Source organism: Veillonella atypica KON (genome assembly GCF_002959915.1).
GTDB lineage: Bacteria > Bacillota > Negativicutes > Veillonellales > Veillonellaceae > Veillonella > Veillonella atypica.
This window is the reverse complement of the sequence record NZ_PPDE01000008.1, coordinates 269,597-290,879: the sequence shown is the minus strand read 5'-3', so window position 1 is coordinate 290,879 and position 21,283 is coordinate 269,597. Positions and strand designations below refer to the sequence as shown.

General features: G+C 36.5%; 18 protein-coding genes. All 18 read right to left on the bottom strand.

What is annotated here, in order from left to right:
• Positions 1 to 1,800 (bottom strand): translation elongation factor 4, encoded by a 1,800-nt coding sequence (gene lepA, locus VAHSUH02_RS05305; protein WP_005383282.1) that lies wholly within the window; start codon positions 1,798 to 1,800, stop codon positions 1 to 3.
• A gap of 38 nt (positions 1,801 to 1,838) precedes the next feature.
• Complete coding sequence (mnmA, locus tag VAHSUH02_RS05300; protein WP_038123508.1) at positions 1,839 to 2,900, bottom strand: tRNA 2-thiouridine(34) synthase MnmA; 1,062 nt, start codon at positions 2,898 to 2,900, stop codon at positions 1,839 to 1,841.
• 198 nt (positions 2,901 to 3,098) lie between these two features.
• Positions 3,099 to 4,337, bottom strand: coding sequence for a methionine gamma-lyase family protein (locus tag VAHSUH02_RS05295; RefSeq protein WP_005383278.1), 1,239 nt, complete (start codon positions 4,335 to 4,337; stop codon positions 3,099 to 3,101).
• A gap of 17 nt (positions 4,338 to 4,354) precedes the next feature.
• Positions 4,355 to 5,278, bottom strand: coding sequence for a tRNA (adenosine(37)-N6)-dimethylallyltransferase MiaA (gene miaA, locus VAHSUH02_RS05290; RefSeq protein ID WP_005383267.1), 924 nt, complete (start codon positions 5,276 to 5,278; stop codon positions 4,355 to 4,357).
• Positions 5,275 to 6,069 carry a Brix domain-containing protein gene (locus VAHSUH02_RS05285; protein WP_005383266.1) on the bottom strand — a complete coding sequence of 265 codons (795 nt, stop codon included), beginning with the start codon at positions 6,067 to 6,069 and terminating at the stop codon, positions 5,275 to 5,277. The genes miaA and VAHSUH02_RS05285 overlap by 4 nt, the downstream gene beginning before the upstream one ends.
• A gap of 1 nt (position 6,070) precedes the next feature.
• Positions 6,071 to 8,029 (bottom strand): DNA mismatch repair endonuclease MutL, encoded by a 1,959-nt coding sequence (mutL, locus tag VAHSUH02_RS05280; protein WP_005383265.1) that lies wholly within the window; start codon positions 8,027 to 8,029, stop codon positions 6,071 to 6,073.
• The gene (gene mutS / locus VAHSUH02_RS05275; protein WP_005383263.1) at positions 8,029 to 10,650 is read right to left on the bottom strand and encodes a DNA mismatch repair protein MutS; all 2,622 of its coding nucleotides are present in this window, start codon (positions 10,648 to 10,650) and stop codon (positions 8,029 to 8,031) included. The genes mutL and mutS overlap by 1 nt, the downstream gene beginning before the upstream one ends.
• 2 nt (positions 10,651 to 10,652) lie before the next feature.
• Entirely contained in the window at positions 10,653 to 11,969 is a 1,317-nt protein-coding gene (gene miaB, locus VAHSUH02_RS05270) for a tRNA (N6-isopentenyl adenosine(37)-C2)-methylthiotransferase MiaB (RefSeq protein WP_005379395.1), read from the bottom strand.
• A gap of 8 nt (positions 11,970 to 11,977) precedes the next feature.
• A complete protein-coding gene (locus tag VAHSUH02_RS05265; protein ID WP_005379418.1) occupies positions 11,978 to 12,856 on the bottom strand; it encodes an Asp23/Gls24 family envelope stress response protein in 879 nt (292 codons plus the stop codon).
• Positions 12,857 to 12,876: 20 nt separating this feature from the next.
• On the bottom strand, positions 12,877 to 13,701 hold the full coding sequence (locus VAHSUH02_RS05260) for a PHP domain-containing protein (protein WP_005379406.1): 825 nt from the start codon (positions 13,699 to 13,701) through the stop codon (positions 12,877 to 12,879).
• A gap of 176 nt (positions 13,702 to 13,877) precedes the next feature.
• Positions 13,878 to 15,596 carry a proline--tRNA ligase gene (locus VAHSUH02_RS05255; RefSeq protein WP_005383258.1) on the bottom strand — a complete coding sequence of 573 codons (1,719 nt, stop codon included), beginning with the start codon at positions 15,594 to 15,596 and terminating at the stop codon, positions 13,878 to 13,880.
• Positions 15,597 to 15,600: 4 nt separating this feature from the next.
• A complete protein-coding gene (gene ispG, locus VAHSUH02_RS05250; RefSeq protein ID WP_005379002.1) occupies positions 15,601 to 16,677 on the bottom strand; it encodes a flavodoxin-dependent (E)-4-hydroxy-3-methylbut-2-enyl-diphosphate synthase in 1,077 nt (358 codons plus the stop codon).
• A 24-nt stretch (positions 16,678 to 16,701) separates the two neighbouring features.
• A complete protein-coding gene (gene rseP, locus VAHSUH02_RS05245; protein WP_005383256.1) occupies positions 16,702 to 17,718 on the bottom strand; it encodes an RIP metalloprotease RseP in 1,017 nt (338 codons plus the stop codon).
• Between the two features lies 1 nt (position 17,719).
• Positions 17,720 to 18,871, bottom strand: coding sequence for a 1-deoxy-D-xylulose-5-phosphate reductoisomerase (locus tag VAHSUH02_RS05240; protein WP_005383254.1), 1,152 nt, complete (start codon positions 18,869 to 18,871; stop codon positions 17,720 to 17,722).
• 27 nt (positions 18,872 to 18,898) lie between these two features.
• Positions 18,899 to 19,720, bottom strand: a complete 822-nt coding sequence (locus tag VAHSUH02_RS05235) for a phosphatidate cytidylyltransferase (protein WP_005383253.1) — start codon at positions 19,718 to 19,720, stop codon at positions 18,899 to 18,901.
• Positions 19,721 to 19,723: 3 nt separating this feature from the next.
• Positions 19,724 to 20,485 carry an isoprenyl transferase gene (locus tag VAHSUH02_RS05230; protein WP_005378832.1) on the bottom strand — a complete coding sequence of 254 codons (762 nt, stop codon included), beginning with the start codon at positions 20,483 to 20,485 and terminating at the stop codon, positions 19,724 to 19,726.
• Positions 20,466 to 20,717 carry a hypothetical protein gene (locus VAHSUH02_RS05225; RefSeq protein WP_005383252.1) on the bottom strand — a complete coding sequence of 84 codons (252 nt, stop codon included), beginning with the start codon at positions 20,715 to 20,717 and terminating at the stop codon, positions 20,466 to 20,468. Before VAHSUH02_RS05225 ends, VAHSUH02_RS05230 begins: the two co-directional genes overlap by 20 nt.
• Positions 20,717 to 21,277: a ribosome recycling factor gene (frr, locus tag VAHSUH02_RS05220; protein WP_005378949.1), complete on the bottom strand. Its 561-nt coding sequence runs from the start codon at positions 21,275 to 21,277 to the stop codon at positions 20,717 to 20,719. The genes VAHSUH02_RS05225 and frr overlap by 1 nt, the downstream gene beginning before the upstream one ends.
• Between the last annotated feature and the right edge of the window lie 6 nt (positions 21,278 to 21,283).

Here is a 21,283-nt window from a genome sequence, read left to right as displayed (position 1 = left end):
TTAATCTTCTACCTTTAAAATTGCCATAAATGCTTCTTGTGGAATCTCTACAGAACCAACAGCTTTCATGCGTTTCTTACCGGCCTTTTGTTTTTCCAAGAGTTTACGTTTACGAGAAATATCGCCACCATAACATTTTGCTAAAACGTCTTTACGCCAAGCTTTTACAGTTTCACGAGCTACAATTTTTGTGCCTACTGCTGCTTGAATAGGAATTTCAAACATTTGACGAGGAATTAATTCTTTTAATTTCTCAGCTAATGCACGACCACGTGTAGCAGCGCGATCCTTATGAACGATGATAGATAATGCATCTACAGGTTCTCCATTTAACAAGATATCCATCTTAACCATTGGAGATTGTTTATAACCAATCAATTCATAATCAAGAGATGCATACCCCTTTGTAGCAGATTTTAATTTATCAAAGTAATCATAAATGATTTCGCTTAATGGTAAGTGATATACAACGGATACACGCGTTTCATCCAAGTATTCCATGGATTGATATTCGCCACGTTTATCTTGAGACAATTCCATAATAGTACCAACAAAATCCTTAGGTACAATGGTCGTAGCCTTAACATATGGTTCTTCAATATAATCGATTTCCGTTGGAGGTGGTAACTTAGCAGGATTATCCACTTCTAGCATTCCCCCATTTGTTTTATATACCTTGTAGTTAACAGATGGAGCCGTAGTGATAAGTGTTAGATTATATTCACGCTCTAAGCGCTCTTGAATAACATCCATATGTAGTAAGCCTAAGAAACCACAACGGAAACCAAAGCCAAGAGCCAAGGATGTTTCTGCTTCATATTCTAAGGCAGCATCATTAAGCTGTAATTTTTCTAATGCATCACGAAGATTTTCGTAGTCTTTAGACTCTGTAGGGTAGAGACCACAATATACCATAGATACAGCCTTGCGGTAACCTGGTAATGGTTCAGGTGCAGGATTATTAGCTAATGTTACCGTATCACCTACGTGACAGTCAGCTACATTCTTAATACTTGCTGCAATGCAACCTACAGAACCACATGGTAATTCTTGGACAGGCACAAGATTTGGTGTAAAGATACCGAGCTCAGTTACATCAAAATCCTTATTATCATGCATCATACGAATGGTATCTTTTGCCTTAATAGTACCTTCTTTTACGCGCACATAAGCAATAGCACCTTTATAAGCATCAAAGCGGCTATCAAAAATCAATGCTCTTGTTGGTTCATCAGATTTATCTGGTGGTGCAGGCACCTTATTTACAATAGCTTCTAAAATATCTGGAATGCCAATGCCAGATTTAGCAGAACATAATACTGCTTCTGATGCGTCTAAACCAATGATATCTTCAATTTCATGTTTAACCCGATCAGGATCGGCAGAAGGCAAATCTATTTTGTTGATAACAGGAATAATTTCAAGATCATGTTCTAAAGCGAGATACACGTTTGCCAACGTTTGCGCTTCTACACCTTGTGCAGCATCTACAACGAGTAATGCCCCTTCACAAGCTGCAAGAGAACGAGATACTTCATAGCTGAAATCCACATGGCCAGGAGTATCGATAAGGTTTAAAGTATACTCTTCTCCATCTTGTGCTTTATACAAAATTCGAACAGATTGCGCTTTAATAGTAATACCACGTTCACGTTCTAAATCCATGGAATCCAATACTTGAGCTTCCATTTCCCGTTTTTGTAGAGTACCAGTATATTCAATTAATCTATCAGCAATGGTAGATTTACCATGGTCGATATGAGCTATAATACAGAAGTTTCTAATCTTTTTCGTTGACATACTATATGAACAAGTTCAAGGAACTTGTATTCTCCTTTCTAACATACGCGATCGATAACAGCACCTCCTAATAATTGAGTGCCATTATAAAAGGCTACGGACTGACCTGGTGTAATAGCCCGTTGTGGTTCATCAAAGATAACCTCCATCGTATCGTCGTCTAAGATACGTGCCGTACAAGGCGATGGGTTGGCTGCGTAACGAATTTTACCTTCCGCCTTTAACTCTTTATGGATTGTATCATCTAAGAAATTATAAAACTTACAAATCATACGATTTGTAAAAAGTCGTTCATTAGGTCCTACAATAACTTCATTGCGTTCACCATTAAAGCCAATAACATATAAAGGGTGTTTATAAGCAATGCCTAGTCCTTTACGCTGACCAATCGTGTAATTGAATAAACCCGTATGCTTTCCTAATATTTCACCATCTTCAGTAACAATATTACCAGATTTTGGTTTAGTTTTCATTTCTTCTACTACGAGTTTTTGATAATTACCATGCGGTAAGAAACAAATATCTACACTGTCTGGTTTCTTAGCTACAGGCAAATCATATTCAGCAGCTAATTTACGCGTTTCTGTTTTACATTGGCCACCCAATGGGAACATAAGATGACTCAAAATACGTTGATTCATATTATACATAACATAGCTTTGATCTTTAGTTGGGTCAACACCTTTATGCAATTCATATAAACCAGTGTCTTCATTATAATTAACCTGTGCATAATGACCAGTTACCATATGTGTTGCACCAAGTTCAAGGGCTCGATTGAGCATCAAATCAAATTTGATATTTTTATTACAGAATACACAAGGATTTGGTGTACGACCATAAGCATATTCTTTTACGAAATAATCTACTACATTCTCGTAGAATACATCGCGAGCATCGATAACATGATGCTCGATACCAAGAAAATCACACATTTTCTTAGCATCTGTTACGGCAAGAGGCACCTCATCATACGGTGTCCCACTCACCCATAGCCATAGGGTAATACCAAATACTTTATAGCCTTGTTTTAGTAGCATTGCAGCAGTCAAAGAACTGTCTACGCCGCCACTCATAGCTACAGCGATAACTTTTTCCATACTTTCTCCTTTTAATGATCTCTTGATCATAAAACTAATCAGGGTGAAAGCCTGACGTGTAAAAACACTAGTTCGGTGTAAAAGTCCGAGTAGTATTGCTATGAAATTATAGCAACTTATATTATAGCCTAGAACGAGGTATATTGAAAAGATTTGAACAAAAGAATCTCTTCCCATCAAAGAAAGAGATTCTAATTATTATCTATGTTTTAATAATTCCTCTGCCGCCCCTAAAATGCCGAGCATAGAATGTTCGAATACAAGACCACCTTGCATGAAGATTGTATATGGAGGGCGTACAGGACCATCGGCACTAAGCTCAATAGATGATCCTTGTACAAAGGTACCACCAGCCATGATAATTTTATCTTCATAACCAGGCATATCCCCAGGAATTGGATGCACATGCGCATCTACAGGAGAGTAAGCTTGCATGCCTACACAGAAATGCTCCATTTCCTCGCCATTTTTTAAATTGATGGCTTGAATCAAATCATAACGCTCTGCATCTACCTTAGGAAATACTTCATATCCAAGTAATTCACCTACCGCAGCTGTATACACAGCTCCTTTAAGGGCTTGTAATACTACATGAGGAGCCATAAACAAGCCTTGGAAGAATAAACGGTAACCAGGCGCATAAGAGCCCATATGATCACCAAGCCCTGGAGCCGTCAATTGATATGATGCATCTTCAACTAAATCCTCACGGCCCACGATATAGCCACCGGTTGGTGCTAAACCACCGCCAGCATTTTTGATGAGAGAACCTGCCATGATATCAGCACCGGCCTCTAATGGCTCTTGAAGCTCTGTAAATTCACCGTAGCAATTATCTACAAAGCAAATGGTTTCCGGATTCTTAGCTTTCACAACATCAACAATTGCTTTAATATCCGCAATCGACAATGGCTCACGAGTACTATACCCACGAGAACGTTGGATAACCACAGCACGTGTATTAGAATTAACAGCCTGTCCTATAGCGTCCAAATCATAGGTATTATTGTTAAGGGGCACTTCTGTATAGGTAAAACCTTTTTCAATCAATGAACCCTTAACAGGACGAGTATAGCCAATAACGGATTGCATTGTATCATAAGGAGCTCCAACGGCATAGATAAATTCAGTTCCTTTAGAGCCATTTCCCATAATAGCCATCAGTGTGGTAGCTAATGCGTGAGTACCCGATACAAAATGTGGGCGCACGAGAGCCTTTTCGCCTTTGAATACATAGGCAAATACTTCATCTAATTTTTCACGGCCTACATCGTTATAACCATAACCGGTTGTGCCTGTAAAATGATAATCAGATACTTGACACTCTTTAAATGCTTCTAATACCTTTTTCGTATTTGCTAATGCAATAGGTTCAAACTTTTTAAATTGTGGTTCAGCCATTTCAAGGGCTTTACTACGTATTTCTTCTAATGTCATTCTCTATCCTTTATCTATTAAAAACTTGAGTCAATTATATTACAAGCCATACCATAAATTTCGGCTTCTGTTGTTTGTGAGTCTATGGTAATCCATTCTATGTACGGCATACGTTTATACCACGTAATTTGTCGTTTTGCAAAGTGACGCGTATTTTTCTGAATTAAATCTACACATGCGTCATAACTGATTAATCCTTCTAAATACTGAACAACCTCTTTATAGCCAATACCTTTAAAAGCCTGACAATTTGGATTTACTCCATTTTTTAGTAATTGTTTAACTTCATCCACTAGACCTTTTTCAAACATAATTTCTACGCGACGATTGATTCGATCATATAAGTCACTACGTTCTCGTTGTAATCCAATAACTGGACCTTTATAGGATAAACCCTCTTTTGTTTGCTTTATTAACGATTTATAATCACCAGCAGTCATCAATTCAATAGCGCGGTACAACCGATGTTTATCAGTATATTTAATTTCTATGCCACCTTTTTCTGCCAAATTCTGAGCATACTCACGTAATCCATCTATGCCATATTCAGTATATAACTCATCTAATTCGATTCTTAATTTTGTATTAGGCTTTATATCATTAAAATTATAGTTTTCTAACAAAGACTGAACATATAAACCAGTTCCACCAGATAAGATTGGTACAACATGATTGTCATTTAATTGATTTATTAATGATTTAGCTTGTTGTTGAAAGATAGAAACACTGTAATCATCGTCAGGTTCTAAAATATTTATGAGATGATGAGGTATAGTAGCTAATTCATCTGTTGTCGGCTTTGCAGTACCAATATTTAACTGTTTATACACCTGATACGCATCACCAGAAATCACTTCGCCATTATAGCCTTTAGCCAATGCTAATGTTAAGTCAGTCTTACCTACAGCTGTAGGACCTACAATTGTTATTAATTTATTCATTGTAACCCCTTATTACTGTAAACACCATATCCTATACGACTATACTTGCCGCCCACCCATGTGGATGCTGGGAAATCTTTAAATACAGAACTAAACGGTCGTTCTTTGATAATAAAACCTAATCGACAAACGCGCCTAGCTTCCTGAATCACAGAATCTGTGATTCTACCTTCCGAAGTATGCCCACGCAACGGTTTAAATTGAGGACTTTCTTCAATAGGAACTTCAAACATAGGGTCAAAATATAATATATCTACACTATCGTTAGGTAGCCCCTGTAAAAAGCTTTCAAAATTATCATGACGAGCATCAATACGACGTAGTGCATTTGTTACAGTCATATCATCATGAGTATAATGTTTCAATCCAAACCATGTAGATAGCCATATAGGATATGACGCCTCTAATCCTATAATATGTGCACTAGGGAATGCATAGGACATGATAATACTATCACTGCCAAGGCCTAGTGTACAATCAACTATAGATATGGAATTAGATGATTCAGTTGTTAACAATTCTATAGCGTTTACAAGATGGTCATCATCTCCGCGTTGTAAGCGTAAAATACGCAATTGAGCCATGGATAAATGAAATCTATGTTCCTGTTCTTCGTTAAAATGAATTGTCAATTGATTCTTAGAAACAACCGCAATAGGTGTATCCTCTAATAATAGTTCAGAAATAGGTCTCTTTTGACGATTTAGATATACTAAATCTAATGATTTAGCTAATTCTTTTGTTTCTTCTTTTATCGCTGTAGACGCTTTTTGTGAGGTAGTAATAATCATATTAAGACCTTAAGAATAACTTACCCAATTCATCAGGTGTAAATTTAATAATTGTTGGGCGACCATGAGGGCACACATAAGGTTTATCTGTATGGAATAAATCTTCAATAAGTGTTGTCATTTGGTACATATTAAGATTGTGTCCAGATTTAATGGCACCTCTACAAGATGCATAAGCTAGCATTTCATGACGCAATTGGGCTTTGGTGGGCTGTTCATGGTCATGCAAAAAAGTAAATACATAAGATAAAATTTCCTGAGCTTTACTTTCTACTAGATCTACAGGTGCACCAACTAATTTGATTTGATTAGGACCGCCAAGCTCTACTTCAAAGCCTAAATCCAACAAAGCGTCCTGTTCATTCTCAACGAGATTCATTTCATCCTCTGTGGCATTGCTATATGTCGGTACAAGCAGGCTTTGCATTGGTATAGCTTCCGAAGATTTACACAAACGATCATAACGGACACGTTCGTGTGCTGCATGCTGATCTATAATATATAAATCATCACCTTTTTTGGCTAATATATAACAGGATGCAACCTGTCCCATTGGTAAAAAGCCTGATTTTTGTATATCTCTAGACTCATCTTCTATATGCTGTTCTTGTATTTGATGGAATTTCTCTTTATCTTCCGTCGTATAGCTAGTATAAGCTGTAGGAACTGATGTAAATGAAGATTCCTCAAATGCTTCCTGTTCATACGTCGCTTTTGGAGCTGGTGGTGTAAACCCTTTTTCTTTTAAGGCATCTACAAAATCGCGTGTATCCTGACGTAATACCTCATATCCCTTAGTGCGCCGTCCGCCAAAAACCTTATCATAGTCAATGGCTGTAGCAATATGTTCAGCCGTATCATTATGATCACTCAAAACTTGTGGAGCTTGGTACGAGTTATAGCCACTACCTTGTGATTCAGTTTCTAAAGGTTGAGTAAACGATGATGATTCACGTTCATACCGTTCATGAAGAGGGTTATTTAAGGCATTTAGAATTGCATGATAAACAGCTTTAAATATGATTTTATCATCTTCGAATTTAACTTCACTCTTCCGAGGATGTACATTGATATCCACCATACTAGCCGGTACAGTTATATGTAGTAAAACCAATGGATATCCAGATTTTGGTAATAATGCATGGTAAGCATTATCTATGGCTTTCAAAATTGTTTTATCTGATATAACTCGATTATTGACAATAATCGTCTGCCAAATACGCGTGCTTTTTAACAATGTTGGTTTTGATACAACACCTTCAATATAGATATGTTCACTTTCATAAGCGATAGGAAATATATCATTCTTGGTCTTATAACCGTATAATGCAGCCACTGTATCTTGTATTGAGCCAGTTCCTGGTGTAATGATAGCTACACGATCATCAATAGTTAATTTAAAAGCAATATGCGGATTACTTAATGCCAATTTACCAACAATGTCTTGAATTTTAGATGATTCAGTTCGTTCAGTTTTAAGAAATTTACGACGAGCTGGTGTATTAAAAAATAATTCCTTCACTTCAATTGTCGTACCAGGTGCTGCACCATAAGGAATACAATCAGTAAAGGTTCCTCCATCGATGAGGATACGTGTACCAAGTTCTTGGTCTACAGTTCTAGTAGTCAAAATAAAATGAGAAACAGAAGCGATACTCGCCAAAGCCTCTCCCCTAAACCCTAAGGATGCAATATCGAATAAATCCTCTACATTTTGAATCTTAGAGGTAGCATGGCGCAAAACTGCAAGGCGGGCATCTTCTTCTGTCATCCCCTTGCCATTATCAGTAATGCGCATATATGCACTACCACCTTCGCCAATTTCCACTTCAATCGATGTAGCACCAGCATCAATAGAGTTTTCAATCAGTTCTTTTACAACTGATGCGGGACGTTCTACAACCTCACCAGCTGCTATTTTATTGATTGTAGTTTCATCCAAAACATGTATGGTTGCCATTATTTACCGCCTCCATTACGCGCCTCTGCTTGTAACTGATGAATTGCATTTAGCGCCTCTATAGGTGTCATCGTATTCACATCTATAGCCAACAAGGAATCCACAACAGAATGGGTGAATAAATTGCCAAAATCATCTTGTTCGATAGATGGTTTAGTATACTTAACAACAGAATCTGATGTTATAACGCGATTATTTAAATCATCGGTGTCGGTATTTTGTTCCTCTAAGGATTCAAGAATCACTTCCGCTCGTTTCAATACTTGAGCTGGTAAACCTGCTAATTTTGCTACGTGAATACCATAGCTCCTATCGGCACCACCTCTAATAATACGGCGTAAAAAGGCAATATCTTTTCCTTTCTCCTTTACAGCTACCGTGTAATTCTTCAAACGAGGGTATACGTCCTCCAAAGGTATCAATTCATGGTAATGTGTAGCAAACAATGTTTTTGCATGAATATGTTTACAAATATGTTCTACCACGGCTTGTGCGATACTTAAACCATCAAAGGTACTGGTACCACGACCGATTTCATCAAGAATAATTAAACTCTTAGAGGTAGCATTTTCAAGAATATAAGCAACCTCTTTCATTTCTACCATAAATGTACTTTGACCTGTAGAAATATCATCACTAGCACCTACACGTGTAAATACGCGATCTACAGGAGAAATAGTGGCCTCTCTAGCAGGAATGAATGACCCAATTTGAGCCATAATCATAAGTATCGCAACTTGTCTCATATAGGTAGATTTACCAGCCATATTAGGTCCAGTTATAAGCATAAATTCTTCATCATCATGGTTGAGTACTACATCATTAGGAACAAAAACCTCTCTTTTTAAGAATTTTTCTATCACCGGATGACGACCATCACGAATATTAATTTGACCATTCATAACGATATTCGGGCAAATATAGTTAGACTCATAGGCAACAGTCGCTAATGATGCAAGTACATCCAGTTCTGCCAAAGCTCTAGCTGTTTCCTGAACCTTTTTAATAACGCCTTTGATTTGATCGCGTAAATCTTGATAGAGCTGTTGTTCTAAGGAAACAATTTTTTCCTTGGCACTTAGAATTTTAATTTCAAATTCTTTTAAATCAGGTGTAATATAACGCTCTGCATTGACTGTGGTTTGTTTCCGAATAAAATAGGCCGGTACCTTATCAATTTGAGATTTACTTACTTCAAAGAAATATCCAAAAACCTTATTATATTTTGTTTTTAGTTTGAGGCCTGTTTCTTCTCTGGCCTTATCCTCTAACTTTTGAAGCCAAACCTCACTATTGGTGGCTAAGGATCGTAGTTCATCTAATTCTTCGTTATAGCCATCCCGAATTACGCGTCCATCTTTCAATGTTAATGCTGGTTGTTCTGCGATAGCTCGATTCAATAAATCATATATATCAGCATGATGATCAATGCGAGTATTAATAGATGACAATGAAAGGCCAGAAAATTCTTTAAGAAGATTCTTAATTTGCGGTAATACTTGGAGGGATTCACGAAGCGATGTAAAATCGCGAGGCGATACAGAACCTGTTTCAATACGACCTACGATACGCTCAAAATCATAAATACAATCTAAATAACCTTGAATTTCGCATCTTTCACCATTGCGAGATATGAGTTCCGCAACAGCAGCTTGACGTCGTTGAATAGTAGATATATCCGTAAGAGGGCTTTCCAACCATTGTTTTAATAAACGGGCCCCCATAGGTGTTAATGTTCTGTCGAGCACATCTAATAAAGTCCCCTTTACACCGCCATCCCGCAAGTTGTGTGTAATCTCAAGATGACGCAATGAGGATGTATCTAGAATCAAACGATTGCCTACATCCATCTGATGAACATAATTAATATGGGCTATTTCTGTTTTAATTACATCTTGTAAATATAAGAGCATAAAGCCTAATGCAGCTAATACATCTTCCTCCATAAGGCCCATATCTTGAAAGTGATTATTTGCAAGTTTACATGCAAAATCTACACTTTCAAAGGAAGTAAATGGAGACAATACTACATTATTAAATTGATTATGAATGAAATCAACGATAGATTGTGGCAAAATAGTTCCTTCAGGAACAATGATTTCAGCAGGTCTATACATGCTAAGAGAATCATATATTTGACTTATATTGTCTTGAGGTACACGATCCCAAATGACCTCACCCGTAGATACATCGGAGAATACAAGAATCCAAGCCTCTTTAACTAAATAGAATAGAGCTAAAAAGTTATTACTCCGTGCATCATTACCATTTTCTGTCATTACGGTTCCCGGTGTAATGACTTGGATAACATCCCGCTTAACGATGCCTTTTACGGCCTTAGGGTCCTCTAATTGTTCACAAATAGCGACCTTATACCCTTTTTTAACCAAAGTTTCTATGTAACTTTCAGCAGCATGAAAAGGAACGCCACACATAGGTGTTCGTTCCTCATTGCCTGTTGGTCTACCTGTTAAGGTAATATTCAATTCTCGAGATGCAATTAATGCATCTTCATTAAATAATTCATAAAAATCACCAAGTCGGAAAAATAGAAGCTCATCGCTATGTCGCGATTTAATATCTAAATATTGTTCCATCATTGGTGTTACTTTTTTTGCCATTCTTACCCCTTTTGAATGGTACCGTAGCAGACCCATGTTTGTGCTTTATCAATATAGGCTGGTACAGTATCACCGATAGTTAACTCATCATCTTTTGGGAATAGTACCATCTTATTCCCGGACGTACGACCGAACCACATGGTTTCATCTTTAGCACTTGGACCTTCTACAATAATATCAAATACTTTGCCTTCCATAGTTTTATTGAGTTCTAAAGAAATTTCATTTTGAATATCCATCAATTGTTGTAGACGAACGCGTTTTACTTCTTCTGGAACTTGCTCATCCATGGTAGCAGCAGGCGTACCAGACCGTTTAGAGTAAATAAAAGTATAAGCCATATCGTAGCGAACATCTTTTAATAATTGAAGCGTCTGTTCAAAATCTTCCTCAGTCTCCCCAGGAAAACCTACGATTATATCGGTTGTTACAACTACATTTTTAATTTTCTCTCTACAGTAGGATAATAATTCTTTATAATGTTCCACCGTATAATGGCGATTCATCTTCTTTAAAATTCTATCAGAACCGGATTGAATTGGTAAATGTAAATGCGTAACGATATTACTAGAGCGCCCCAATGCATCAATCATTGATTTGGTCATATCTTGAGGATGACTCGTCATATAACGAATACGTTCGATGCCTGGGATATGATCAAGGGCATCTACTAATGTGCCAAAATCGGTACCATCTTTAAAATCTAAGCCATAGGAATTTACATTTTGTCCTAACAACGTAATTTCCTTAAACCCTTTTGCACCCAACTCTGTTACTTCTTTTACAATTGCTTCTACGGGACGGCTAATTTCGCGACCGCGCACATGAGGAACGATGCAATAAGTACAAAATTTATTACAACCATTCATAATCGGTACCCAAGCAAAAAATGTACCATTAGGTTTTGCCTGTAATTCTGGAAGTACTGTATTATCCATGTCAACATTGATTTGATGCTTATGGGTACGTTGAACCTCAGCAATCATTTCATTAATATGTTGAATATTATGAGTACCTAGGACAATATCGATATGAGGTGCGCGTTTAAACATTTCAGCTTGATTTTTTTGTGCCATACAACCTGTAATAGCAATGATCAAATTTTTATTTTTTTGTTTTAAACGTTTTAATTCACCGATACGACCAAATACTTTCGTTTCTGCCGTTTCACGTACTGCACAGGTATTCAATAATATTAAATCTGCCGATTCTACATCATCGGTCGGTATATAACCTACTATTTCAAGTTGATGTGAAAGACGCTCAGAATCAGCGGTATTCATTTGACAACCATAGGTATATATATAATATGACTTCATTCTATCTCCTAAATATGTTTTATAATCTTACGTTTTGTTTCTACAATATTTTTTACTTTTATAGACATTCGCTCTACAGACATGCCCGTAATATATTCTAATTCGTTGCGTACAGATTTTTGTACCTGTTGCATCATTGGTTTAACGGGATGACCTTGTTCTATAACAACTGACATATCTAATATTAAACCATTCTGCCCTTTAGAGCTCTTTTTGAAAGCGATGTCTGATGAGGCATCAACACCAGGAACCTTTTTTAGGCCATTTCTAATTAATTTAATGATGACATCATCATCAAATGTTAGACGACCATAATAACTAAAGGCTGGTCTAACAACGGAACGTTCAAAGCCTTCAGATCCAATTTGACCAATTTTATCAGGATCTTGTTTACGCAATGTACGTCGTCTCCAAATCGTCTTAATTGGATCGATAAGATATCCTTTAAAGTGAGGCTTTAATTCCATGGTTGGCACAGGAATAATATGCTTACCTTCTTTTAAACGAGCATACTGTGCTTTTTCAATTTCTTTAGGGGTTGCCACATCTTCAATACGAATATATCGATCTGGTTCTTGAAGCCCCAATGCCTTAGTAATTTTTTTGACCATATTATCGGATGTACCAATAATCATCAATCGATTAGGATTTATCGCATCTAATTGACTACGAACCTCTTTAACTTGAACAGGATCTTGAAATATAGCACGACGAACAGCCTTTAACCGGCTAGATTCTTTTTTGGCAGAAAAGCCAGCTACGATTTTATTATCATGAATTAAAATACCATCATCAATAATGCATTCCACACTATTTTCATGAGCTAGTACGAGAGCCCGATGACTTTTACCGGTCCCACTACCACCTACAAAAGCAATAACTTCCATAGTACACCTCACATCTATAATTACGCTGATATACAACGTATGCGTTCAATAAATTGATTTATTAGATTACTATCTACAACATATTCACCTAAATGATAAGGGTATCGATTAGGTATTCCATGATAATCAGATCCACCTGTAACAAATAAATTTCGTTCTTTTGCCATGGTTAAATATTTTACTTCATCATCATAATCATGTTTAGAATGATATACTTCTACACCATCAAAACTATAGTTTAATAGTTCCGCAACATACTCATCATTACGGACTAATTTGGGATGCGCTAATACAGCTAGGCCATTTGCATTATGAATAATATCTAATATTTCTGGTACTTCTAATTTTACTTTAGGTATATAACAAGGGCTTTTTGAATTTAATATACCATCAAATACATCTTGTACATCTTTGGCATAGCCATGATCTATTAATAATCTAGCAACATGTGGTCTACCATAGGACTTAGTATTTGGATATAAATTTTGTAATTCAGAAAAAGAAATATCATAGCCATGAGCAATACATCGACTAATAATTTCTTTTATTCTTGATTCACGTTTTTCTTTAAAAAATTCAATGAATTTCCGTAATCCTTCATCATGATGATTAAATCCATAACCTAAGATATGAATATCCTTACCTTTATAGTGACCACTGAACTCACAACCTGTAATAATTTGAATAGAACTATTATTTTGTAACATTACATCTATACCAGCAATTTCATCGTGATCAGTTAATGCAATCATTTTCAAATCAGCTTCAATAGCATGTTGTAATAGCTGTTCTGGTGTTTCTACACCATCAGAAAATGTAGAATGCATATGAAAATCTACACGCATAATTACCTCCAAATTATTACATTACCCTATCATTTTATTATGACTTATTCCGTTTGTTTATTCAAGTTTTTACAAGGTATTAACTAAAAGTTTTCAATATGAAATTAAATGAATTCACATATATATAAATATAAAAATTGCGATTCCAATGAGCTTTCACTAGAATCGCAATTTAATTATAATTGGCTCAATAATTCTTGTACCTTGTTAGATACTTCATCGATTGGACAATTAATAGCTTCACCTGTTTTACGAACGCGGATTTCAACCTCATTACTTTCCAACGTATTTTTACTTACTGTAATACGTAATGGGTAGCCAATAAGATCAGCATCTTTAAACTTAACACCAGCCCGATCTTTACGGTCATCTAATAAAACATCTACTTTATTGTTTAATAATATATCGTAAATAGATGTACTTGTGGACATTAGGGCTTCATCTTTTGCGTTAATAGGAACAATAACTACTTCAAATGGAGCTATAGCACGAGGCCAAATAATACCATTTTCATCATGATATTGTTCAATAGCTGCAGCTAATGTACGGCTAACGCCAATACCATAACAGCCCATAACCATTGCATTAGGACGACCATTTTGATCAAGGTATGTAGCTTGTAAACTTTCAGAATATTTAGTACCTAACTTAAATACTTGGCCTACTTCGATACCTTTACTGTATTCTAGAGGACTATGGCATTCAGGGCACACATCGTCTTTAGTAATCAAACGAATAGGTGCTACGATAATATCTTCTGTATTAAAATCGCGTTTAGGATTGATATTGATGTAATGAGCATCAGCTTTATTGGCACCACCACAAACATTGTAAGTTTCCATAACAGATTCATCTACAACTATAGCAAAATCATCAGTTTGTTTAAGACCTACTGGGCTGATAAAGCCAGCTGTCAATCCAACCTTCTCCAATTGTTCAGGTGTTGCCATTTCAGGCTCTACAGAACCATTAACAGCATGTTGAACAGCCACTTCGTTCACATCATGATCACCACGAACCATAGCTAGAATTACTTTATCTTCAATAGCATATACTACTGCTTTAATAGTTTTTTCCAAAGGTAAATTGAGCATTTCTGCAACAGCTTCAATAGTAGATGCATGAGGTGTATCTACTACTTCTAATTCTTTTAAAGCTTCTTCTGCTTGCTTCATAATGCCAGGTTTACCGATTTCAATATTCGCTGCATAGTCACAAGCGGAACAGTGAATAATATCTGCTTCACCGGCTTCAGCAATAGCCATAAATTCATGAGTATTGCTACCACCAATTGCACCGCTATCTGCTTCTACAGGTCTAAAAGTAAGACCGCAACGAGTAAAAATACGACTATATGCATCATACATATTTTTGTAAGAAACATCTGCAGCTGTATCATCAATGTCAAAGGAGTACCCATCCTTCATGATAAATTCGCGGCTACGCATTAAACCATATCGTGGACGACGTTCATCGCGGAATTTACTTTGGATTTGATAAAGATTAACTGGTAATTGACGATATGAATTAATTTCATTTTTTACCAATGTTGTAATCATTTCTTCATGAGTTGGTCCTAAGCAGTACTCCACATCATGGCGGTCATTGATACGCATCATTTCAGCACCATACGCATTCCAACGACCAGATTCTTTCCAAATCTCTGCTGGTTGCAAAATAGGCATCATAATCTCTTGTGCACCAGAACGGTCCATTTCTTCGCGAATGATAGCTTCAATTTTTTTGATGCTTCGCCAGCCCAAAGGTAAAAAACTATATAAACCATTAGCAACCTTACGCATAAAACCTGCGCGCAACATAAGCTGTTGACTTACCACATCTGCATCAGATGGAACTTCCCGCAATGTTGGGGCATATAATTTACTGGCTAACATACAATTACTCCTTATCAATTGTTTCTAAATATTGATCTATTTCTCTAAATAAAGTATCTACTAGTTCAGATTCGGGTACGGTTTTTAAAACTTCCCCTTTTCTGAATACGATACCTTGACCTTTGCCACCGGCAATACCAAAATCGGCTTCCCTAGCTTCACCAGGTCCATTAACGACACATCCCATCACGGCAACCTTAATAGGTGCAGAAATGGATGCTAGACGTTCTTCTACAATGCTTGCCATATCAAATAAATTAACTTGGCAACGACCGCATGTTGGGCATGAAATCATGGTAGCTCCAAAGTTTCTAAGACCTAAATTGCTTAGAATACTTTTACCCACCTCAATTTCATGAATAGGGTCACCTGTTAAGGATACGCGCAAGGTATCACCGATACCATCTAATAACAATGCACCAATACCCATAGCCGATTTAATCGTACCTTGTTTAATGGTACCAGCCTCAGTTACACCTAAATGCAATGGATATGGTATTTTATCTGAAAGCTTTCTATAAGCTTCTACCATAAGTGGTACTTCGGTAGCTTTAATAGAAATCTTCATTTGTTTATAGTCCAATTTCTCTAAAATACGTACGTGTTCCAATGCGGTCTCAACCATACCATCAGCTGTTGGATGACCTCCATAAGCGTCTAATATATGTTGTGGTAAAGAACCTGCATTGACACCAATACGAATTGGAATTTGCTTAGGTTTAGCCTTTTCAATAACGGCCAACACCTTATCCTCTCCACCGATATTGCCTGGATTAATTCGAAGGCCATCTACATTATTATCAATGGCTTCTAATGCTAATTTATAATCAAAATGAATATCTGCTATAAGAGGAATGGTTATTCCTGCACGTACCGCTTTTAATGCTTTTGCAGATTCCATTGTAGGAACTGCAACTCGAACTAATTCACAACCAGCATCCGCTAATCGATTGATTTCAGCAATCGCCTTTTCCGTATGTACAGGATCAGTAGTAATCATTGACTGAATACTAACAGGTGCATAGTCGCCAATTTTTACATTGCCTACATAGATACCATTTGTTGGTTTTCTAGTAATCATATATAACTCCTAACTATGACTTATTTATAGTAATTGTAGTATATCTTTTGCAGTAGCATATACAAATATTGTAACTAATAACGCAATACCAATCATTTGAATATACATCAAAGCTTTAGCCGGTAATTTACGTCTTGTAATGGCCTCTATTAAAATGATGATGAGATGCCCACCATCAAGAACTGGTAACGGCAAAAGATTGATAACACCTAAATTAATACTTAGCAATGCAGCAAAACTCAATAGAGGTGCAAAGCCTTGTTGAGCTATAGAACCTGCCATATGTGAAATGCCAACTGGTCCAGATACTTCAGCCTGCTCTGTACCTACAACCATTTCACGTAGTCCATCTACCATAGCTACAATAATATATCCTGTTTTCTGAACAGCTAGTATGAAAGAATCCCCTATACTATGAGGTATTGTTTCATACGCTTGATATATACCTAACTTTGGTGTATCCTTTTCCATCTTTGGAATTACAGTAGTTTCAACTGTGTCACCATTACGATTTACTACAACGGTAACACCGTGATTAGCTGTGCCTTTCAAACGTTCAGAAATCTCTGACCACTTGGAAATAGGTTGGTTGTCAATGGAAAGTATAATGTCTCCGCCCTGTAATTTTCCTAAATCTGCAGCACCACCTGTAATAACACTGCCAATTATAGGCTTATCAGTAGAAACCATTGTTCCCACTGTAGCATTTAGGCCGAAATAAATGACTATAGCCAATAAGAAATTAAAAATAGCACCAGCAGAAATAACAATAAGTTTTTTATAAGCTGGTTTTGTATAGAATGAACCATCATCTAATGGCTCATCAGGTGTCATTCCAGCGATGCGATTGAAACCACCTAACGGAATACAACGAACAGAGTATAAGGTCTCGCCATACTGTTTTTTTAGCAAAACAGGACCAAAACCAATAGCAAATTCATCAACACGCATGCCCGATAATTTTGCAGTTATAAAATGACCTAATTCATGAATAAACACGATTAGACCAAATACAAATATTGTGGCTAAAGCCGTAATCATACTATCTCCTATTTATAAATTCTGAAGCTTTTATGCGAGCCCATTGATCGACAGCTAGTAAGTTATCGAGAGTAAATTCATCATCTCTTCCCATGGATTCCAAAACAGCGGTAACGATTTTATAGATATCGCTAAATATGATTTTTCCATCTAAAAATGCATATACGGCAGTTTCATTAGCTGCATTAAATACGGCTGGCTTAAAACCACCAATTTTACCAACTTTATATGCTAAATTTAAAGCAGGAAAATCATCTACTCTAGGAGGCATAAACTCAAGAGTGAGTAATTCTTTAAAGTCCAAATGTTTCATATCAAGATGCATCCGTTTAGGATATGTTAAAGCATATTGAATTGGTTCACGCATATCAGGATTACCCATTTGTGCAAGGATAGCACCATCATTTAAACGAATCATGGAATGAATAATACTTTGAGGGTGAACCACCACATCGATATGATCAAAATCAAAGTCGAATAACCAATGGGCTTCAATGACCTCTAGCCCTTTATTAAATAAAGAAGCAGAATCAATAGTAATTTTGCTACCCATATTCCATGTAGGATGTTTTAAACAATCCTCTGCCGTAGCAGAAGCAATACGTTCACTAGGCCAGGTTCTAAGTGGCCCACCTGAAGCAGTTAATATCAATGAATCTACATTCGATTTAGCTTGTCCTTCCAAACATTGGAAAATAGCACTATGTTCACTGTCTATAGGTAAAATAGCAACATTATATTCTTTAGCAAGTGCCGTAATTAAAGGTCCACCTGCTACCAATGTTTCTTTATTGGCAAGGCCGATAGTCTTGCGGGCCTTAATGGCCTCTACAGTTGGCTCAATACCAACAGCACCAACAATTGCCGTAACCACCATAGTAGCTTCTTGAATTGTGGCTGCACTAATCAAAGCTTCTTTACCACCTATAATTTTAGTGGAACCATGATAACGTTCTTTAAGAAGCATATATGCTTGTTCATCAACTACACCAGCTATTAATGGATTAAATTCATTAATTTGTTGTTCTAATAAATCAATATTACGGTGAGCAACTAATGCAACGGCTTTAAATTGGTCAGGATGTTGCTTAATAACATCTAATGTTTGTGTACCAATTGAGCCAGTGCTTCCCAATATACTTACATACTTCATAAAAGCCTTCTTTTCTGTTTATGTTTATTATGCAAAACATAAAATTAATAATAATGTAACTGGTGCGGTAAACATTAAACTATCAAAACGATCTAAAACCCCACCATGACCAGGTAATAGTGTACCTGAGTCTTTTACATTACATAATCGTTTTAATTTAGACTCAAATAAATCACCTAAAGGTGCTAATACACCACAAATGATACCAACATAGGCACCTATATAGACTGGTATATGACTGATTACAGCATACACAATACCAGTTACAACACAGCCGATAAAACCGCCAATAAAACCTTCTAATGTTTTATTAGGACTTATGGACGGTACAATTTTACGTTTACCAAATGCACGACCGGCAAAGTACGCAAAGGTATCGCTAGCCCATGTTGAAAACAATAATAACCATAGCATAACTACGCCCCAACTTTCACCAACAATAGGCATTGTTAATGAACTATAGAGCCAGTCATGACGTATCAATAATAATGAGCCTAGTCCCATTACTATATATAGCAAACCAAATAAGCTATAAGAAACGCTACTCATAGAATATGTATTTTCACCAAATGTACACATTAGATAATTGGAAATAAGGGCGAATACAAAGCAAGCCATACTTACTGTATAACTGCCAAACCACAAGGATATCATGATAGCGATAATTGAAAGGTATCCCCACAATACCGGTACACGAACATGTTTAGCCTTACTTAGCAGTATAAATTCTCGCCATCCAATAAGTGCTAATAATGTAATGAGTATATCATATGTTAAGCCACCTAGTGTAATGGCACCTAATGCAATGATAAACCCGATAACTGCAGTGATAACACGTGTTTTAAGCATCGATTATTCCTCTTGCAAGCCACCAAAACGACGTTCTCGTTTTTGATAGGCTGCTATAGCTTCTAATAATGTTTCTTTTGTAAAATCTGGCCAATGTAAATCAGTAAACCAAAATTCGGCATATGCTAACTGCCATAATAAAAAGTTACTAATACGATAATCTTTGCTAGGACGTATTAGTAAATCGACATCACTAAACTCTTGCGTATACAAATGACTGCTAACATATTGTTCAGTAATATCTTGAACTGCAAGTTGTCCCTCTAACACAGATTGTGCTATTCCTTGTACAGTCCGTACTATCTCATCACGCCCACCATAATTAATAGCTAATTGTAAGGTTAGGCCTGTATTATTCTTAGTTAATGCTTCGGAATCAGAAATAATCGTTTGTAATTCTTCTGAAAGTCCTTGAATATATCCAATGAAACGTATACGAACATTATGTTCATGCATATATTGTACGTTTTTTTGTAAATATTCTTTAATCAAGGCCATCAAAAGAGAAACCTCTTGCTCAGGCCGTTTCCAGTTCTCCGTTGAGAATCCATATACTGTTAATGCTTTTACACCGATTTCATCAGCAGCAATAACAATTTCTTTTAATACATCAGCACCTGCTCGATGTCCCATTGACCGAGGCATGCCACGACGCTTTGCCCAACGCCCATTGCCATCCATAATAATAGCTACGTGACGAGGCACATTGTGTTCATCTATATTAACTGTAGATGAGGTATGGCGTTTAAATAGTTTCCTCAGCATACATTACCTCCAGAGTATGTCCAAAATCACTTGCAACCATAGGTCTATATAGAATGATATGAAGCATATCCTCAGATTCAGTGATTCTTGCGACATAATAGCCTTCAGAGGCTATCTCAAAAAAGCGATTAAAATTATCGCCTATTATTACCTTAAAAGGAATATGGGCAGCCTGCAATTGAGACTTTGCAAGCTGCCAAGGCATTCCAATAAGACTACTAGAATTAGTCATTATACTTCTAATACGTCCTTTTCTTTAACGGCTTTCAATTCATCGATTTGTTTAATCTTTTTATCCGTTAATTTCTGAATTTGATCTAAACCATCTTTAGCATCATCTTCAGTAATCGTTTTAGCTTTTTCTTCTTTTTTCAATGCATCATTAGCATCACGGCGAATGTTACGAACTGCTACCTTTGCATCTTCAGCTTTCTTATGAACTACTTTAACAATTTCTTTACGACGTTCTTCTGTTAATTGAGGAATTGTCAAACGTATAGCTGTACCATCATTACCTGGGTTTAATCCCAAATCTGATTGTAAAATAGCTTTTTCAATAGCACCAATCATGGATTTATCCCATGGTGCAATTAAAATCATACGAGGTTCTGGTACAGAAATATTAGCTACTTGATTAATTGGCGTAGGAGATCCGTAGTAATCAACCATCACCTTATCAAGTAATGCAGTACTAGCACGACCGGTACGAATAGAAGCAAATTCATGCTTTAAAGACTCGATGGACTTATTCATACGTTCTTCTTGTTGTTGCATTAATTCTTTTAATTCCATAGTGGT

Bases quoted from the DNA above. Each gene is read 5' to 3' on its own strand.
- VAHSUH02_RS05235 (WP_005383253.1), bottom strand. From the start codon at position 19,720: ATGCTTAAAACACGTGTTATCACTGCAGTTATCGGGTTTATCATTGCA.
- rseP (WP_005383256.1), bottom strand. From the start codon at position 17,718: ATGATTACGGCTTTAGCCACAATATTTGTATTTGGTCTAATCGTGTTT.
- miaB (WP_005379395.1), bottom strand. From the start codon at position 11,969: ATGAAGTCATATTATATATATACCTATGGTTGTCAAATGAATACCGCT.
- mnmA (WP_038123508.1), bottom strand. From the start codon at position 2,900: ATGGAAAAAGTTATCGCTGTAGCTATGAGTGGCGGCGTAGACAGTTCT.
- mutS (WP_005383263.1), bottom strand. From the start codon at position 10,650: ATGGCAAAAAAAGTAACACCAATGATGGAACAATATTTAGATATTAAA.
- VAHSUH02_RS05240 (WP_005383254.1), bottom strand. From the start codon at position 18,871: ATGAAGTATGTAAGTATATTGGGAAGCACTGGCTCAATTGGTACACAA.
- ispG (WP_005379002.1), bottom strand. From the start codon at position 16,677: ATGATTACTAGAAAACCAACAAATGGTATCTATGTAGGCAATGTAAAA.
- VAHSUH02_RS05295 (WP_005383278.1), bottom strand. From the start codon at position 4,337: ATGACATTAGAAGAAATACGTAGTAAAGCCCTTGAAATGGCTGAACCA.
- VAHSUH02_RS05285 (WP_005383266.1), bottom strand. From the start codon at position 6,069: ATGATTATTACTACCTCACAAAAAGCGTCTACAGCGATAAAAGAAGAA.
- miaA (WP_005383267.1), bottom strand. From the start codon at position 5,278: ATGAATAAATTAATAACAATTGTAGGTCCTACAGCTGTAGGTAAGACT.
- VAHSUH02_RS05265 (WP_005379418.1), bottom strand. From the start codon at position 12,856: ATGGAAGTTATTGCTTTTGTAGGTGGTAGTGGGACCGGTAAAAGTCAT.
- mutL (WP_005383265.1), bottom strand. From the start codon at position 8,029: ATGGCAACCATACATGTTTTGGATGAAACTACAATCAATAAAATAGCA.
- lepA (WP_005383282.1), bottom strand. From the start codon at position 1,800: ATGTCAACGAAAAAGATTAGAAACTTCTGTATTATAGCTCATATCGAC.
- frr (WP_005378949.1), bottom strand. From the start codon at position 21,277: ATGGAATTAAAAGAATTAATGCAACAACAAGAAGAACGTATGAATAAG.
- VAHSUH02_RS05260 (WP_005379406.1), bottom strand. From the start codon at position 13,701: ATGCGTGTAGATTTTCATATGCATTCTACATTTTCTGATGGTGTAGAA.
- VAHSUH02_RS05230 (WP_005378832.1), bottom strand. From the start codon at position 20,485: ATGCTGAGGAAACTATTTAAACGCCATACCTCATCTACAGTTAATATA.
- VAHSUH02_RS05225 (WP_005383252.1), bottom strand. From the start codon at position 20,717: ATGACTAATTCTAGTAGTCTTATTGGAATGCCTTGGCAGCTTGCAAAG.
- VAHSUH02_RS05255 (WP_005383258.1), bottom strand. From the start codon at position 15,596: ATGTTAGCCAGTAAATTATATGCCCCAACATTGCGGGAAGTTCCATCT.